At 60.5% G+C, this 15440-nt stretch carries 12 protein-coding genes; 8 read left to right on the top strand and 4 right to left on the bottom strand.

Going from position 1 to position 15440, the window contains the following annotated elements; translation table 11 throughout:
• Window positions 1–42 precede the first annotated feature (42 nt).
• On the bottom strand, window positions 43–312 hold the full coding sequence (locus LCH64_RS02845; protein WP_103483325.1) for a PepSY domain-containing protein: 270 nt from the start codon (window positions 310–312) through the stop codon (window positions 43–45).
• Between the two features lie 152 nt (window positions 313–464).
• Between LCH64_RS02845 and LCH64_RS02850 the strand changes: the two genes are divergently transcribed.
• Window positions 465–1466 (top strand): FecR family protein, encoded by a 1002-nt coding sequence (locus LCH64_RS02850; RefSeq protein WP_226499429.1) that lies wholly within the window; start codon window positions 465–467, stop codon window positions 1464–1466.
• A gap of 80 nt (window positions 1467–1546) precedes the next feature.
• Here the strand turns inward: LCH64_RS02850 and LCH64_RS02855 are convergent, their stop codons facing one another.
• Window positions 1547–3892, bottom strand: a complete 2346-nt coding sequence (locus LCH64_RS02855; RefSeq protein WP_226499430.1) for an acylase — start codon at window positions 3890–3892, stop codon at window positions 1547–1549.
• Between the two features lie 288 nt (window positions 3893–4180).
• Between LCH64_RS02855 and LCH64_RS02860 the strand changes: the two genes are divergently transcribed.
• Window positions 4181–4558, top strand: a complete 378-nt coding sequence (locus LCH64_RS02860) for a fe2+ zn2+ uptake regulation protein (RefSeq protein WP_045122427.1) — start codon at window positions 4181–4183, stop codon at window positions 4556–4558.
• An 18-nt stretch (window positions 4559–4576) separates the two neighbouring features.
• Here LCH64_RS02860 and LCH64_RS02865 read toward each other — a convergent pair whose 3' ends face one another.
• Complete coding sequence (locus LCH64_RS02865) at window positions 4577–4765, bottom strand: hypothetical protein (protein ID WP_226499431.1); 189 nt, start codon at window positions 4763–4765, stop codon at window positions 4577–4579.
• Window positions 4766–5320: 555 nt separating this feature from the next.
• On the opposite strand from LCH64_RS02865, the gene LCH64_RS02870 reads away from it, so the two are divergent.
• From LCH64_RS02870 to LCH64_RS02890, 5 genes are read left to right on the top strand one after another with little or no spacing between them, the layout of a single operon-like run.
• The gene (locus tag LCH64_RS02870) at window positions 5321–6577 is read left to right on the top strand and encodes an MFS transporter (RefSeq protein WP_226499463.1); all 1257 of its coding nucleotides are present in this window, start codon (window positions 5321–5323) and stop codon (window positions 6575–6577) included.
• A gap of 9 nt (window positions 6578–6586) precedes the next feature.
• Complete coding sequence (locus LCH64_RS02875; protein WP_226499432.1) at window positions 6587–7717, top strand: acyl-protein synthase; 1131 nt, start codon at window positions 6587–6589, stop codon at window positions 7715–7717.
• Window position 7718: 1 nt separating this feature from the next.
• Entirely contained in the window at window positions 7719–10121 is a 2403-nt protein-coding gene (locus tag LCH64_RS02880; protein ID WP_226499433.1) for an aldehyde dehydrogenase family protein, read from the top strand.
• Window positions 10122–10169: 48 nt separating this feature from the next.
• Window positions 10170–11459 carry an AMP-binding protein gene (locus LCH64_RS02885; protein WP_226499434.1) on the top strand — a complete coding sequence of 430 codons (1290 nt, stop codon included), beginning with the start codon at window positions 10170–10172 and terminating at the stop codon, window positions 11457–11459.
• A complete protein-coding gene (locus tag LCH64_RS02890; RefSeq protein ID WP_226499435.1) occupies window positions 11459–12382 on the top strand; it encodes a GNAT family N-acetyltransferase in 924 nt (307 codons plus the stop codon). Before LCH64_RS02885 ends, LCH64_RS02890 begins: the two co-directional genes overlap by 1 nt.
• A gap of 48 nt (window positions 12383–12430) precedes the next feature.
• Here the strand turns inward: LCH64_RS02890 and LCH64_RS02895 are convergent, their stop codons facing one another.
• The gene (locus LCH64_RS02895) at window positions 12431–12958 is read right to left on the bottom strand and encodes a hypothetical protein (RefSeq protein ID WP_226499436.1); all 528 of its coding nucleotides are present in this window, start codon (window positions 12956–12958) and stop codon (window positions 12431–12433) included.
• 380 nt (window positions 12959–13338) lie between these two features.
• Between LCH64_RS02895 and LCH64_RS02900 the strand changes: the two genes are divergently transcribed.
• Window positions 13339–15330, top strand: a complete 1992-nt coding sequence (locus tag LCH64_RS02900; RefSeq protein ID WP_226499437.1) for a methyl-accepting chemotaxis protein — start codon at window positions 13339–13341, stop codon at window positions 15328–15330.
• Window positions 15331–15440: the final 110 nt, after the last annotated feature.

Here is a 15440-nt window from a genome sequence, read left to right on the forward strand (position 1 = left end):
GCAGGCCTGTGCAGCCTGCGCATGGTTTATTGACCGTGGAAATCAGTCTTTCTGATCGCGCAGTACGTTGCCCGACGCGCCATCGATACGAAATTCATAAACAGAGCCATCCGCCTTGCGGCCCTCACCTTTCCAGTAGCCATCGTTGTCCGCTTCGATCTCATAGACTTCGACGTAACCGGCCTTGGTCTTCACGATCTCGATCGCCTTTTCGATGGTGACCCAGCCCGCACCGGGACGATCGGCCATCGCGGCACCGGCACTGAACAAGGCAGCAGTGGCAACAACAGCGGCAAAGGTTTTTTTGATCATTTTTTCACTCCATTTGTGGATGATGTTCGTCGGATGTCCTGTTTTTGGGCGTCTGACGGAAAAATAAGTTCCACTTTGATGGGCAATTGCCATGATGGATGTTCTCGGCGCGTTGCCCGCAAGGTTAGAATGCAGCAAATCAGGACGAGTCAATGACCCAAGAATCCCTCTCGGAAGCCGAATACGATGCGATCACCGATGCCGCCGCGCACTGGTGCATGCGTCTGCACGCAGCCGACTGCTCCGCCGAGGAGCGTCTGGCTTTCGAGCAATGGCGCGATGCTCATCCGCTGCATGCGTTCGAATATGAAGCCATGCTGGAAATCTGGGACGTTGCCGAACACTTGCCGCGTCCGCAGCCGCCCCCGAGTGTACCGCTGAACAAACCCGTCCCGGCCTGGCGTCGCTATGCCATCGCCGCCAGCGTCTGCGCCTTCGCATTACCGCTGGCCGCCTACAGCGGCTGGAACCTCGGCTGGCTGCCCAACAGCTATCAGCACTTCGAAGCCAGCGACAATGTCCGTCAGGTGACCCTGAAGGACGGCAGTCAGGTCGAGCTCAACCTCAACACCGAGCTGACCTTCAGCAATTACAAGGACGAGCGCCGGGTCACGCTGAAAAAGGGCGAAGCGTTTTTCGAAGTCAGCCACGACCTCAGCCACCCGTTCGTGGTCCGAGCCGCCGAAGGCAAGATCCGCGTGACCGGTACCCGCTTCAATGTCTGGCTCTATGAAGATCAGGTGCGGGTCAACCTGATCGAAGGCTCGGTACTGGTCACCAGTAACACGGCATTGCCCGGCGACGGCCTGCGCCTCGGCCCTTCGATGCAGGCGCAGTACCGGCATGGCGACTACACGCCACAGATCAGCCAGACCTACGACAATGACAGTTCACTGGCCTGGCGCAGCGGCAAACTGGTACTCGACAACCTGGCACTGAACGACGCCTTGCCGCTGATCAATCGCTACCTGAACAAACCGCTGAAACTGGCTGACGCCAACACAGGTGCAATCCGCGTCGGCGGCGTCTACAACATCAAAGAACTGAGCGGCCTCGTCAACGCTCTGCCCAAAGTGCTGCCGGTGTACCTGACGCGTAACACTGAGGGTGATCCGGTGATTAACTCGATGCCACGGCAGCCGCCGAAGACCTGAAGCTTGGGATCACGCGTTTCGGGCAATAAAAAAGCCGCTGTCCCTGTTCAAGGAGCAGCGGCTTTTTCGTTCAGGATGACTTACTGCGCAACCACCTCGGCACTCTTGCCGGCAGCATCACGCACGGTCTGCACCTGATACTGCGGATCAGCCGTGATCTGCTGCTCGGTAAACGGCAACACGCTCCACTGTTTCTTCGAGAAGGCCTCGGTCTGGTCATGGGAGTATTTCGACTCTGGGTCACTGGACAGCGAGAACGCCAGCAGCCCCTGAGCGTGCGGGCCTTTGTCGTCGAAGGTCACCACTTGCAGGTAGCTGGTGCCGCTGACCACTTCGAGTTTGCCGTCTTCACGCGGCACACTCTGAATCGCGTTGTAGATCCCCAGCGTTCCAGGTCCGCCGTGAATCGCGGTTTGCTGACCGCCGCTGCTCACCACCTGAATATCGCCCCAGCGGGTGTCCGCTTTCAGGCCCATTTTCGTGGTGGTTTGCAGCGACGCCAGCATTGCTTCACGCAATGCCTTGCTCACCGCCGGTTGCTCGATCGCCAACCCGCGCGGGGTGTGTTGCGGATCTTTCGGATCGAACGCCACGCGCCAGACATCCGGCGACTTTTGCAGGGTTTGCATGATGTTCTGGAAATGGACCAGGCCGATACCCGAATCCAGATTCGCCCGGCCATCCCAGCCTTTGAGGCTGACGCAAACCGGCTTCAACGAAGCCGCGTCCGCACCAAGATCCGCAGCGCAGAATTTCAGCAGATCGGGCAGCACCTTGCTCGCCAGATAGACGTTGTCATCCATCACCATCTGTTGCAGATCCTTCACCGCCACCGGGCCTTTTTTACCCAGCGTGCTCAGGCGCTCCAGTGCGAACCGCGAACGCAGCCCCAGTGGCTGGCCGTCCTGGCTGATCAGCGGGGAGAACCCGGTCAGTGGTTGTGCCGGGTTCGCCAGCCACGCGGAATCGTTGGAGTGCTGGACGAAGTCCTTGCGCAACAGTTGCGGTAACTGGTTGGCGGCATAAATGCCCTTCTGCGCGGCTTGCGGATCGATATCCCACGCGCAGGCGCTGTTGGCGCCATCCAGCACGATCATCTGCAATCCGATGCGCGGGTCGCTGCACTTGGCCAGTTTCTCGGCGCTGACGTTCGGCACCACCGACAGGTTCATGTACAGCGTCTGCCCCTTGTCATCCACGGCCAGGGTGTTGACCCACGGGATGCCCTGAATCTTGTGCACCGAATCCTGCAGATCCTTGAGGCTCGACGCCTGATTCATCGCGTACCACTGCGTCAGCACGCGATCATTTTCCAGGTTGGCGTCGCGCAGGCTGTAAGCGTACTGATGATCCCAGTCGAGCTTGCCCGGCCATTGCACGATCGGGCCGAACTGCGAGCTGTAGACATCGCGCGAAACCGGCACCACCTGCCCGTCCGCCTGTTTGATCTGCACGGTCACCGTCTGCTTGCTCAGCGGCAGCGATTTGCCATCGAGCAGGTAGCGCGTCGGATCTTTGGGATCGAGTTGCAGGCGATACAGGGTGAAGTGCTTCGACGAATCCACCGTGTGGGTCCAGGCCAGATGCTGGTTGAAACCGATGTTGATCACCGGCAGCCCCGGCAAGGCGGCGCCCATCACGTCGAGTTTGCCGGGGATGGTCAGGTGCATCTGGTAAAAGCGCATGCCGCCGACCCACGGAAAATGCGGGTTGGCCAGGAGCATGCCGCGCCCGTTGAACGAACGCTCGCTGCCGACCGCCACGGCGTTGCTGCCGCGATCCAGGGCGAAGCGCTGCATGCGCGCGTCCGCCAACTGATAAGCCTGCGCATGGCTACCGACCTGTGCCGTGGCTTGCGGCGGCGTCGCACCGGCCAGTGCTTCGGCGAACTGCCCGACCCCGCCTTCAACCAGCAAGCGGCGGGTGAGCTTCACCAGATCCTCGGCGGCGATATCACGCACCCACTCCCCCTGGCACTGCTGCGGCAGGCCTTGCTGGCGGCGCTCGGCCAGATAGCGGTTGTAGCCTGCTGCATAACCTTCCACCAGATCGCGCACCTGAGCAGGCTGCGCGTCCCAGAAGGCCTTCACCGCTGCGGGGGTGTTGAGCCAGGTGAAGAACAGGTCGCTGACGCGATTTTCGCGTTGTTCGACGGTGAACTGATCCGGCCCGAAATAGCGCGAGCGCTGGCCATTGACCGTGACAATCTCGTTGGCCAGCAGGCACAGGTTGTCCTGCGCATAGGCGTAACCGATGCCGAACCCGAGTCCGCGCTCGTTTTCCGCGCGGATGTGCGGCACGCCAAATGAGGTGCGGCGAATATCAGCATGGGTTTGTGTGGCGGGACTTAACGCATGGGCCGACAGACTGAGTCCGAGAAACGCGCCGGCGAGGGCCAGCCCGGTTAACTGCCTGGAAATAATCACACTCGCTCCTGATCGATGGGACACGAATCGACGCCTGCGTTGCGCGAGCGTCAGACCCGGTCTGAAGTTGATTCCTGCGCCCGGGCGCAAGATGGCTGTTCAGGAAACGAATGCGGTAAAAAAATATTTAGCCTGTTTGCCCAAGCGACCGGCCGGCGATGACGGGAAAACAACGAATAAGCGACAAAATTTCTACATATTTTCTTTCATGATTTGTCGTGCTGAAACGTCTTGTTTACTGAGAGCAGCCAAAACGTTTCCTGACCAGGCTCTGAAAGGAGTAATCCCATGTACAACTCGCAACTACCAACGGACGGTAGCCAGGCGTCACAAGGAGCTTCCATGAGTCCCCGCGCGAGCAGTTTCGCACCCAGCCCCGAGCGACAAGGCAATGAGCGCATTCGCCTGCTGCTCAAAAGCTTCGGTCTGCGCACCAGCCTGATTCGCCTGAAAGTCATCGACGCCTTGCTGGTCGCCGCGCAAAGCGAACGGCGCCTTGGTGTGCGCGGCGTGCACAGCCAGTTGCTGGACCTGGATATTCCGTTGTCCTTCCTCAGCGTGCGCGAAGTGTTGAAGCGTCTGTGTGCCGAAGGTGTGGTCACCTTCAACCCGGACAAGAGTTACAGCCTGCATCCACAGGCTGCTGCCGTGCTCAATCACGATTGAAGCGTCCCGCGATCGCCGTCAGGGTTTGACCTTGCGGCGCATCACCGCGTTGATCACCACCACGACCACCGCCACACCGATGGCGATGTACTGGAAAATCTTCTGACTGATCATCCCGGCGTTCTGCAGCCAGGACAGGCCGAGCATGATCGCCAGCACCGACAGGGCGATCAGGATCGAGTATTTCAAACGTTGCTTCTGAGTCATTGCGGGTTCCTGAAACTTTCAAATGTATCCGGTTTGTATCCGGTTGCATGCCATGCACATACCGTGTTGCGGGGATGGGCCGGGGCGAACGCGGTCTCATGTTACAGCCGATGAAGAGTTTTGGCTTCATGACGGCGTAACCATGAGGATTTTGAAATGTTCCGTCGAATCACCTGGCTGATTCCCCTCCTTGCCATCCTGACCTTGAGTGGCTGCTTCTTCTTCCCTCACGGAGGCTGGCATGACGACCACCATCGCTACCAGGAAGGTCCCGGTTATTACCATCGATAGAACAGGATTGTTCGCATCTCGGTGTGTCTGAAAGCACCGGAAGAGAAGCGGTAAAAGTCTTTTCAGAGCAAACCATGCCCGCCCGCCAGCGGGCATTTTTATTGGCACGCCAACCGGCCAGTCGCGGCGGTTCAACACGCGTTTTGACTCACTTAAATACGCTGTAAGTATTTGAAATTTCATGTCGCAGCAAAGCATTGGATGCTGCGACGACTCTACCTCTAGTCTCTGCAAACTTTCTCGCTCACTGGAACAGGGATGTTTATGCAGAGAACCTTGATCGTAATGGCGCCCGTGCAGACAGTTGGATTCTGCCTGGCCATTACCGCTTTTGAACTGCTCACCTACATGGCCAGCGACATGATCATGCCGGCCATGTTGACGGTCACTGAAGAGTTCAACGCCGATGCCCGTCACGTACCCAATGCGTTCAATCTGTATCTGATCGGCGGCGTGTGCCTGCAATGGCTGATCGGCCCGCTCTCTGATCGTTACGGCAGACGTCGCTCGCTATTGCTCGGCTGTGCGCTGTTTGGCCTGGCGTGCAGCGCCGCGGTCATGACGCAGCGCATTGAAGCGTTCAATGTGCTGCGCCTGATACAAGGCATGGGCCTGGGATTCGTCGTCGCCGTCAGCTACCCGGCGCTGCAGGAAGTATTCTGCGAAGCCGATGCGGTGCGGCTCATGGCACTGCTGGGCAATGTGGCGCTGCTGTCGCCGCTGCTTGGTCCGTTGCTCGGCAGCCTGCTGCTGGAATGGCTGAGCTGGCGGCAGATGTTTCTCGGTCTGGGAGCGGCCAGTGCCGTTGTCTGGCTCGGTCTCTTGGCCTGGATGCCGGAAACGATCGGCGTCACGCGCCGCGACGGCCAGCAACAAGCCCCTGCGGCGTTCTCGCTCAGGCAAATCCGCCGGGGTTACTTCGCGCTGCTGCGCAATCGCCGATTCGTCGGCAGCAGTCTGGCGTTGGGCCTGATGAGCCTGCCATTGATAGCCTGGATCGGTCTGGCGCCGGTGTTGCTCATGCAGCGTCTGGAGCTGTCTGCGCTGGAATACGGCGTGTGGCAGATCCCGGTGTTCTCGGCGGTGATCGTCGGCAATCTGCTGCTGGATCGATTGCTCGCCGGGCACACACTGGTTCGGGTGATTGGTCTGGCATTGTGGCCATTCTGTCTCGGACTGCTGACGCTGATCGGCGCGGCCCTGAGTACGACTTCCCTGGCACTGACCGTCGCCGGTCTGGCCATGTATGCGCTGGGGCTGGGCATGAGTAACGCCGCACTGTACCGGCTGGCGCTGTTCTCCAGCCCCGATGGCAAAGGTCTGGTCTCGGCCATGATCGGCATGCTGTCGATTGCCGTGATGGGCATCGGCGGTTCGCTCATTGCCATCGTTGGCGGCGGCGACAACCTGCAATCCTTCTGTCTGTGGGCAGCCCTCGGCGGCCTGCTGTGCCTGCCCCTGCTCTACCGTCTTCTGCGCCACAACCCTGCGACACCCGCGGCGCCCAACGCACATCAATAAGGATATTCGATGACTCGATTCCCCCATGGCGACGCGCTCTGCGCATTGCCGAAGCCCTATTGCCCGGACTCCGTACCCACGGGTCTGTTCAATCAGGCCATGAGCGAAATCACCCGGTTCCACGCTCGCCATACGCCTGGCTACAGCCATTGGCTGAGCGCCCACTCAATCGATGTCGATGACCTCGACACGCTGGACGACTGGTCGCAACTGCCACCGATTTTCGCCAATTTCTTCAAGCAACACAGGCTGCTCAGCCCGACTGGCGCGGACGCTCTGGAACTGACCTCTTCCGGCACCAGCGGGCAGAAGAGTCGCATGCGCTATGACGCCCGCAGCCTCGGCGCAGCGCAGTTCATGGTCGAGCGGATATTCGCGCAGTACGGCTGGATAACACCGCACGCACCGTGCAACTACTTGCTGCTCAGCTACGAGCCAGAACAGACCAACACCCTGGGCACGTCCTTTACCGATCAGTTCCTGTGCGGCTTTGCTCCCGCCAATCGGGTGGTTTACGCCTTGCGTCGTAACGGCGACGGTCACCAGTTTGATCTGTTCGGTGTGATCGCGGCCCTGCAGGCATTTGCCGAAGAAGGCCTGCCGGTGCGTATTTTCGGCTTCCCGGCGTTTCTCTGGGAGACCCTGCAACGCATGCGCGCCACGGATGTGCCGGATGTGCAATTGCCAGCAGGTTCCCTGGCATTTTTCGGCGGTGGCTGGAAAACCCGTGCCGCCGAAGAAGTCCCCAAGCAAGCGTTGTACGCGTGCATCCAGCAACAGCTGGGCATCAATACCCGGGACTGTCGCGACGGCTATGGCGCCGTCGAACACGCGGTGCCTTACATCGAATGTGCCCATCATCGCTTTCACGTCCCGGTCTACGCGAAAGTTTACGTGCGCAGCCCCGTGGACTTTTCAGTTCTGCCCTATGGGCAATCCGGCCTGTTGAATCTGGTCTCACCCTACATTTCCTCAAGCCCGGCCCACGCGGTGGTCATGAGCGACCTGGCGACGCTGCATCCTGGAACAAGCTGCGATTGCGGTCTGGCGAGCGACTGGTTCCACCTGCATGGCCGCGCCGGCACCGCAGCCGCCAGAAGCTGCGCCTTGGCCGCTTCCGAACTGCTGGGGAGGCACTGACATGTACTTGATCAACGGAAAGCTGCACACCGACTGCAACCTCGAAAGCGCCTTGCAGCAACTTCACCTGGAGCTGCCCGATCGGCTGCAGACACCCCTTGAAATCAGCACGCTGCTCGCAACTGCCGAGGCATTCGGCAAACGCCTGCAACGTGAAGAACCGGAACTGCCGCTTGATGCCGGACAACGCCAGGCCCTGATCGATTTCTGCCAGCCCGCCACGCTGCAAACCAAACTTGATCGCGAGCTCGGCCTGCAACCCGACTCTCTGCGCCGCATCGACTATCGCCAGTCGCGTTTCGAACGCTGGAGCCCATTGGGCCTGGTGGTGCACATCACGCCCGCCAATGCGCCGCTGCTGGCGTTTTGTGCGGTGATCGAGAGTCTGCTGAGCGGTAACGTCAACTGGCTGCGCCCCAGCAGCAGCGACGGCGGCTTTACCGCACGCTTGCTCCAGGCGTTTCTCGACTGCGACCCGAGCGGGCAACTCAACGGTCACGTGGCAGTCCTGCCGACGAGTACCGGACAAATCGGCCAACTGTGCAAGCACGCCAACGGCGTCGCGGCCTGGGGTGGCGAAACCGCGCTGCAAGCCATTCGCCAACAGGTGCCGCCAGGCTGTCGCTGGATCGACTGGGGGCACCGCATCAGCTTCGCCTATCTGACCCCGGACGCGGTCTCGCCCGCCGTACTCGATGCCATCGTCGATGAGGTCTGCCGCCTCGATCAGCAAGCCTGCTCCAGCCCGCAATGGTTGCTGGTGGACAGTGACGATACAGCGGTGTTGAGCGACATCGGTGCACAACTGGCCGTCGCGTTCGAGCGTCGCGCCGGGCAGTGGCCGGCCCTCACACCGACGCTTGAAGAGGCTTCGCAAATCACCACCTGCACGGCGATGGCGCGGCTGGCCCAGAGTTTTGCCGGGCACACCGGCCGGGTCTGGAGCACGCCGGGGTGGCGCGTGATCTGGAGCCATGACCGCCAGCTCGAACCGTCGGCGCTGTTTCGCAGCCTGTTGCTCAAGCCCCTGCCCCGCGAGCTGCTGACCGCGACGTTGCTGCCGTGGCGCAACGTGCTGCAAAGCTGTGCCCTGCTGTGCCCGGAGACGCAGATCGCCGAGCTTTCGCAGACACTGATCGCCGCCGGTGTTACCCGCATCGTGCCGATCGCCGCCATCCACGATGGCTACGACGGCGAACCCCATGACGGCGTCTACGCCTTGCAGCGTCTGAGCCGCCGAGTGTCGGTCAGCCTGACGCCGAATTCACTGGCGCACCACGCCACGCTGGATCGCCAGCCATCGCCGCCGCCCTTGGCCGGCGTGCCGATCATGGACAAGGACACGTTCATCGATCGACCACCGCACCCGCAGGCGCAGCTGTATTTTCGCTCCGGGGGCAGCAGTGGCGCCCCCGTGCTTTCGGGTTTCAGTTACGACGATTTCCAGCGTCAGATGCGTGCCGCCGCCGATGGTTTGCTGGCAGCCGGCCTGACCCCGGCGCGGGACCGCGTGATGAACCTGTTCTTCAGCGGCGGGCTGTACGGCGGCTTCTCCAGTTTTGCCAAGGTGCTGGAGCAACTGCAAGCCCGGCACTGGCCAATGAGCGCGCCAGCGGATGACGATTACCGGGAGATCGCGCAGATGATCGAGCAACAGCAGATCACCGTGCTGATCGGCATGCCCGCCACCCTGCACCGGCTGTTCCTCAACGAACAGCAAACATTGCGGCGCTATGGCGGCATCGAAAAAGTCTTTCTCGGCGGCGAACACCTCAGTGAGCCAACCCGCGAATTGCTGCAGAGCTGCGGTGTGAGCCTGATCCGCTCGGCGATTTACGGCAGCGTCGATGCCGGCCCCATCGGCCATGCCTGCCAGGCCACGACAGATGGCGCGTTTCACCTGATGAGCGAGATTCAGCATCTGGAAATCGTCAATTTCGATCAGGACACGCCAGTCAGTAATGGCGAACCCGGGCGTTTGCTGGTGACCACTCGGGCACGTCAGGGCCAGTCCGTGCAGCGTTATGACATCGGTGACAGCGGGCGCTGGCTCCCCGGCCCGTGCGCCTGCGGCCTGACTTCGCCGCGCTTTGAACTGCTGCAACGCCACGGCAAGCTGCTGCGCATCGGCACCGACTTCATTTCGCTGGCGACGCTGGCGCAGCACCTGCAGGCGCCGTTTCAACTGGTCCTCGATCACGGCCCGGACGGCCTGGAACGCATGCGCCTGCGCTGCCCGCTGGCACCGGAACAGACGCGGCAACGACTGCAGAATTACCTGACGCTGACCACGCTGATGCAAAGCGGATTGCTGACGGTCGACATCGAGCAATGTGCGCTTGAGCAGTTCGCCCGAAACAGGCACAGCGGCAAGACGCCGACAGTGATTGATACGCGCCGCTGACAGCAGAGACCTGCACGCGGCCACCCGCCACTTTTATAAGAAAAAACCATGAACACGACCGTTGAATTGAACGACTTGCTCGGCTACGTCCGCCGACATTCGGCGTATTACCGCGAACACCTCAAGGCAGTCGCAATGCCCATCAGCGCCTTGAGCGAACTGCCCGAGATTGACCCTGAGCAATACTGGCGAGGTAGCCAGAATCCGCAGCAATGGCCGGTGCTGACAGGCCCGCAGAACGATGCGCTGATCTTCAAGACCGGAGGCACCACTGGCGCGGGCAAACTGTCGCTATTTACCCGCGCAGAATGGCAAACCCTGGTACGCGATTTCGGCAGCCACCTCACGGCGCAACTGAACCCCGGGGACCGGGTTGCCAACCTGTTTTTCGTCGGGGATCTGTATGCCAGTTTCATATTCGTCCACGACGCCCTGGCCCATGTCGAGACAGCCGTCAGCGAGTTTCCCTTCACCGGAGCCGTCGACAGCGCGGTATTGGTCGACTCGATCGTTGCCTACCAGATCAATGTGCTGGCTGGCATACCGGCACAACTGTTGAAACTGGCCGCTTGGCTTGAGCGTCAGTCACTTGTGCTGGAGGGTGTCGAAACCCTGCTCTACGGTGGAGAAAGCCTGTTCGCCGCGCAACTGCAATTGCTCCATCGGGTGTTCCCGAACGCGCGTATCGCCTCCATCGGCTACGCCAGCGTCGATGCCGGGCTGATCGGCATCAGTGCCCGCGATTGCGCCTTGGGCGAACACCGGATGCTGGAGCGGCACAAGCTGCTGGAGATCATCGATGAAGTGAGCGGTGAGGTCATCGAAGAATGCAACCGCAACGGCAGGCTGGTGGTGACCAACCTCACCCGTCGCCTGATGCCGGTGATCCGCTACCCCGTAGGCGACCTGGCGTGCTGGCGCGAACCGAGCGGAACCCCGATGCGCAAATTCGCCCTGATGGGGCGCGGCATGAGCAGCCAGCGTGTTCGAGTAGGTGTACTGAGCCTGGACACGGCTGATATTGGTGATCTGGTGCAAAGCGTCGGCACCAGCGACAACTGGCAACTGGTCATCGAACAGCAGGGAAAAAAAGACCTGCTGAGCCTGCGCTGGGTGCCGGGTACGCTAACGCCTGACATTTCCCTGACAACCTCAAGACTGCGCCGTGCGCTGATCGACCAATACCCGCTGATCGGGACTCTGCACAACGATCAGTTGCTCGATCTGCACGTCATCGCTTGTGCAGGCGATGAACTGACTTGTCATCCACGTTCCGGCAAGCGTCAGCGGGTCGTAGACCGGCGCGATTATGAAAACCCGCGCCCGAGGCGAGAATGATGGACACGGTAACCCTGCGACGCTACCGCATCGCTGACGCACCGGCAGTCAGTCGCCTGTTCGAGGAAGTCTACGGCGATCATTACCCTCAACCGCACGTGTATCTGCCCTGCATGATCAGCCAGAACCACAACGACGGTCGCTGGCACTCACTGGTAGCGGTGGTGAACGAGAAAATCTGCGGGCACGCCACGTTGTTTCGCCAGTCAGGCAGAAGCTTTCTTGCGGAACTGGCACTGACGGTGGTGCACCCGGACACTCGCGGGCAAAACATCGCCACACAGTTGGGCCAGCAGTTATTGATTCATGCACAGGCGCTTGATTGCCAGGGCGTCACGATCAAACAGGTCACGCACCATCCCTACACACAGCGCATGGCCGCCGGTCTCGGGTTCCACAGCATTGGACTGTTGCCGGACTACGCACCCTCTCCGTTCGGCGGGCCGGGGCGTGAGACGATCGTTGTCGGCCACCGCACCATAGACGACTATCGTCGCCCGCTGCCGGCACTGGCCTGGCCACAGGATTGCCGGGAATTGATGTCGCATCTGGAATCAGCTTTCGGGACCAGCGATAAAGCCGTTCCGTGGAAAGGTCCGAGGGTGCATGTCGAACGTGCATTGGGGCGTTATGACATGGTGCTCAAAGAGCTCGATGACAGCTTGCTCAAGCAAGTGGTGCAACTGCCGGCGCACTGGCTGATTTCAATCCGGCTCAGACTCGCCCAAGGGTTTTCCAGCTCACTGCAAAAACTGACGGCTGCAGGTTTCGCCTTCACCGGGATTGTCCCCGATGAACGCAGCGAAGGCTGGCTCGCGCTGTTTCATCGCGGCTGTCAGCCGTCCACGCTGACGTTGCACTGCCCGCACATGCAGCGCTTGCAGGATCATATTCGGCAGACCGGCGAAGGGCTTCAGGGCTAGAAACGAAAACGGCCCACCCAGCGTATGGGTGGGCCGTTTTTGATCGGCTTATGCCTTGGCTTTGACGCCTTGGTCCACAGGTTTCGGCGCGTTGCCTTCACCGTAGGTTTTCAGGTTCTGCAGCACGTAGATCGCCTTCTTGTACTCAGGGATCAGGTTCTTGCCGTACGCATTGCCATTGAGGCCATTGGTCTGGATCGCGTCGAGCTGGGTGGCGAAATACTCCAGCGCATTGAATTTTGCATCAGGGTCTTTGGTCACCCCGAAACGGTCGAACTTGTCGCCGGCATTGAGCAATGTAAAGGAGGTGATGTCGGAAATCAGTCCGCGTTCACGCAGGAAAACACTCAGTTTGCTCAGTTGCTTGACCGAGACATTCGCCGGATCGAACCCCTTGATATTTTTGCGCAGGCCCTGCTTGTCCATTTCGGCAGTGTTCAGCGCGGTCGGATTAGTGCCGACCTTGGCGAGCATCTGCTGCACCTTGAGGCTTTGCTTGACCTCCTTCTTCGCGCCTGTATTGCGAACCAGCACCCCTGCCTTGCTCTCCCAGCCGCCGACAATGCCGATCGTCATGAGAAGACTCCCTGTGAAATAACCATGAAATGTCCTTGCTGGACTACTTGAATGCCGGGAAGTATCTACCGGCCCAGTGATGGCACCAACCCTTTTAGTGCGGTCGCTTACAATTTCTGTACATTCTCGATACAAATCGCCAGAGGTTCACTGTGGCGCGGCTTCATGGCAGTTCGATGCTGGCTGCCGATTCCTTTTTCACCCCGATTGACGTGCCGGTGTATTCATTTGTATCGAGGTCGATACGTCCTTCTGTCAGCCCATCGCTTTCTTGCACGAAAGTACCTAAAGCTTCGCCGTTCGCCGACGATACGCTGGTGTAATCCCGCCGTTTTTCCCTCGACCCACAATAAAAAATCGCAGCTCAAGGACCGGTATCCATGCCCGCATTCCGCACCATTCAGGCTCGCTACACGTTGTTTCTGGTTCTGTTCATCCTGCTGCTGTCGGTGCTGACCGTGGTTGGTATCAGCCAACTGGTCGCGCCCAAGCTGCGCCAGACTGAAGAACAGGTAGTGCTCAACCGCATCGCCGAAGTCGCCGAACAGATTCAGGGCGAGTTGAACAAAGTGCAGTCACAGCAGCGCAGCATTACCCAGACCATTCCGCTGCTCGACAGCGCGGCCATCGATACGGTGTTGCCGGGGCTGGTGGATCAATACGGCGAGCAGAAAGTTTTCGGTGGCGGGATCTGGCCATTGCCGGGCCAGCGCGAGGCCGGGCGCAATAAATTCAGCACCTTCTGGCACCGCGACGCCTCGGGCAAACTGGCGGTCAACACCTTCTGGAACAGCGACGCCGCCCCCAACTACTACGACCAGAGCTGGTACAAGGGCGGCATGCAGACCCCGCGCGGCCAGTGCGCCTGGGCTGCGGCCTATAAGGATGATGCGAGCGCCGAACCGCGCACCAACTGCGCCATGGCGATCCAGAAAAACGGCGCGGCATGGGGCGTATCGACCATCGACGTGACGCTGGGCTTCTTCAATGATCTGGTGGCGCGCAAGGAAAAAGACCTGAACGCCGAAATGCTGATCGTCGAGGCCGACGGCAAGATCATCAGCAACAGCTCGCGCATCAGCGGCCCGATCGTGCTGAAGAACATCAGCGAACTGGCCGCCGGTTCGACTTTCGCCAGTCAGGTCAAGGCTGGCCTGCAAAACCGTGACCAGGCGCAACGCGTCGAGTTTGACAACAACGGCGAAGCCAGCACCTTCTTCATGCGCCCGATCGAGGGCACGCCGTGGTTCCTCGCCACCGCCCTGCCGACCAAGATGCTTACCGCCCAGCGCGACGACGTGCTCAGCAGCCTGAGCCTGTTGCAGATTCCGCTGGTGATCCTGCTGGTGCTGTTGCAGGTCTACGCGATCCGCCAACTGGTTTCGCGGATGAAAGCCCTGAAGGCCAACATCGACTCGCTGTCCAGCGGCGATGCCGACCTGACCCGCCGCATCACCATCCGCGCCGAAGACGAACTGGGCGCCATCGGCCACTCCGTCAACACCTTCATTGCCTACCTGCAAAACATGATCGGTGAAGTGACGCAGGCCACCGGCGCCATGGCCTCGAGCCTCGATGACCTGCAGCGTACGTCGGCCAACACCAGCCAGATCCTGCTGCGCCACGCTTCGGAAACCGATCAGACCGTCACCGCCATCACCGAGATGAGCTCGACCGCCGAAAGCGTTGCGCAGAACGCCGCTGAAACCGCAGCGTTCACCCAGCGCGCCAACGAAAACGCCGACCGTTCGCGGGTGGTGGTCGGGGAAGCGACCAACAGTGTGGTGGCCTTGATCGACGAGGTGGCCAGTGCCACCCAGAAAGTCGAAAACATGCAGCAGGATGCGCAGCGCATCACCGAAATTCTCGGGGTGATCGGCGCGATTGCCGGGCAGACCAACCTGCTGGCACTCAACGCTGCTATTGAAGCCGCGCGTGCCGGTGAACAGGGTCGCGGCTTTGCCGTGGTCGCCGATGAAGTCCGCGCCCTCGCCGCCCGCACCCAGGCCAGCACCTCGGAAATCAACGAGATGTTGACCCGACTGACACAGGGCGTGAGTTCGTCGGTCGCCGCCATGGAAAACACGCAGGCCAGTTGCCAGTCCGCCGCTGACGCCACGGCCCGGGTCAACTCAGGCCTGGACGAAATGGCCGGTTCGGTCAGCCACATCAACAGCCTCAGCACGCAGATCGCCACCGCTGCCGAACAGCAAAGCGCGGTGACCGAAGAGATCAACCGCAGCATGGTGCAGATCCGCCACATGGTCGAAGAACTGGTACACAGCGGCCAGGCCAGCGAACGCAATACCCGTCAGTTGCTCGAAGCCAATAACCGGGTGAGCGCGATCATGGGGCGATTCAAAGTTCGTTGATTCCGCTACCAGTCTATTGTGGCGAGGGAGCTTGCTCCCGCTGGGTCGCGAAGCCGCCCCAACTCTGACACCGCGATAGACAGGAAGCCGAAATTGACCGATTGACGACT

The sequence above is a fragment of the Pseudomonas sp. MWU16-30322 genome (assembly GCF_020515535.1).
Classification (GTDB): domain Bacteria; phylum Pseudomonadota; class Gammaproteobacteria; order Pseudomonadales; family Pseudomonadaceae; genus Aquipseudomonas; species Aquipseudomonas fluorescens_H.

Excerpts from the sequence above, each read along its gene's own strand:
- LCH64_RS02845 (WP_103483325.1), bottom strand. The coding sequence starts at position 312 with ATGATCAAAAAAACCTTTGCCGCTGTTGTTGCCACTGCTGCCTTGTTC.
- LCH64_RS02870 (WP_226499463.1), top strand. The coding sequence starts at position 5,321 with ATGCAGAGAACCTTGATCGTAATGGCGCCCGTGCAGACAGTTGGATTC.
- LCH64_RS02895 (WP_226499436.1), bottom strand. The coding sequence starts at position 12,958 with ATGACGATCGGCATTGTCGGCGGCTGGGAGAGCAAGGCAGGGGTGCTG.
- LCH64_RS02900 (WP_226499437.1), top strand. The coding sequence starts at position 13,339 with ATGCCCGCATTCCGCACCATTCAGGCTCGCTACACGTTGTTTCTGGTT.
- LCH64_RS02865 (WP_226499431.1), bottom strand. The coding sequence starts at position 4,765 with ATGACTCAGAAGCAACGTTTGAAATACTCGATCCTGATCGCCCTGTCG.
- LCH64_RS02875 (WP_226499432.1), top strand. The coding sequence starts at position 6,587 with ATGACTCGATTCCCCCATGGCGACGCGCTCTGCGCATTGCCGAAGCCC.
- LCH64_RS02850 (WP_226499429.1), top strand. The coding sequence starts at position 465 with ATGACCCAAGAATCCCTCTCGGAAGCCGAATACGATGCGATCACCGAT.
- LCH64_RS02860 (WP_045122427.1), top strand. The coding sequence starts at position 4,181 with ATGTACAACTCGCAACTACCAACGGACGGTAGCCAGGCGTCACAAGGA.
- LCH64_RS02880 (WP_226499433.1), top strand. The coding sequence starts at position 7,719 with ATGTACTTGATCAACGGAAAGCTGCACACCGACTGCAACCTCGAAAGC.
- LCH64_RS02890 (WP_226499435.1), top strand. The coding sequence starts at position 11,459 with ATGGACACGGTAACCCTGCGACGCTACCGCATCGCTGACGCACCGGCA.
- LCH64_RS02885 (WP_226499434.1), top strand. The coding sequence starts at position 10,170 with ATGAACACGACCGTTGAATTGAACGACTTGCTCGGCTACGTCCGCCGA.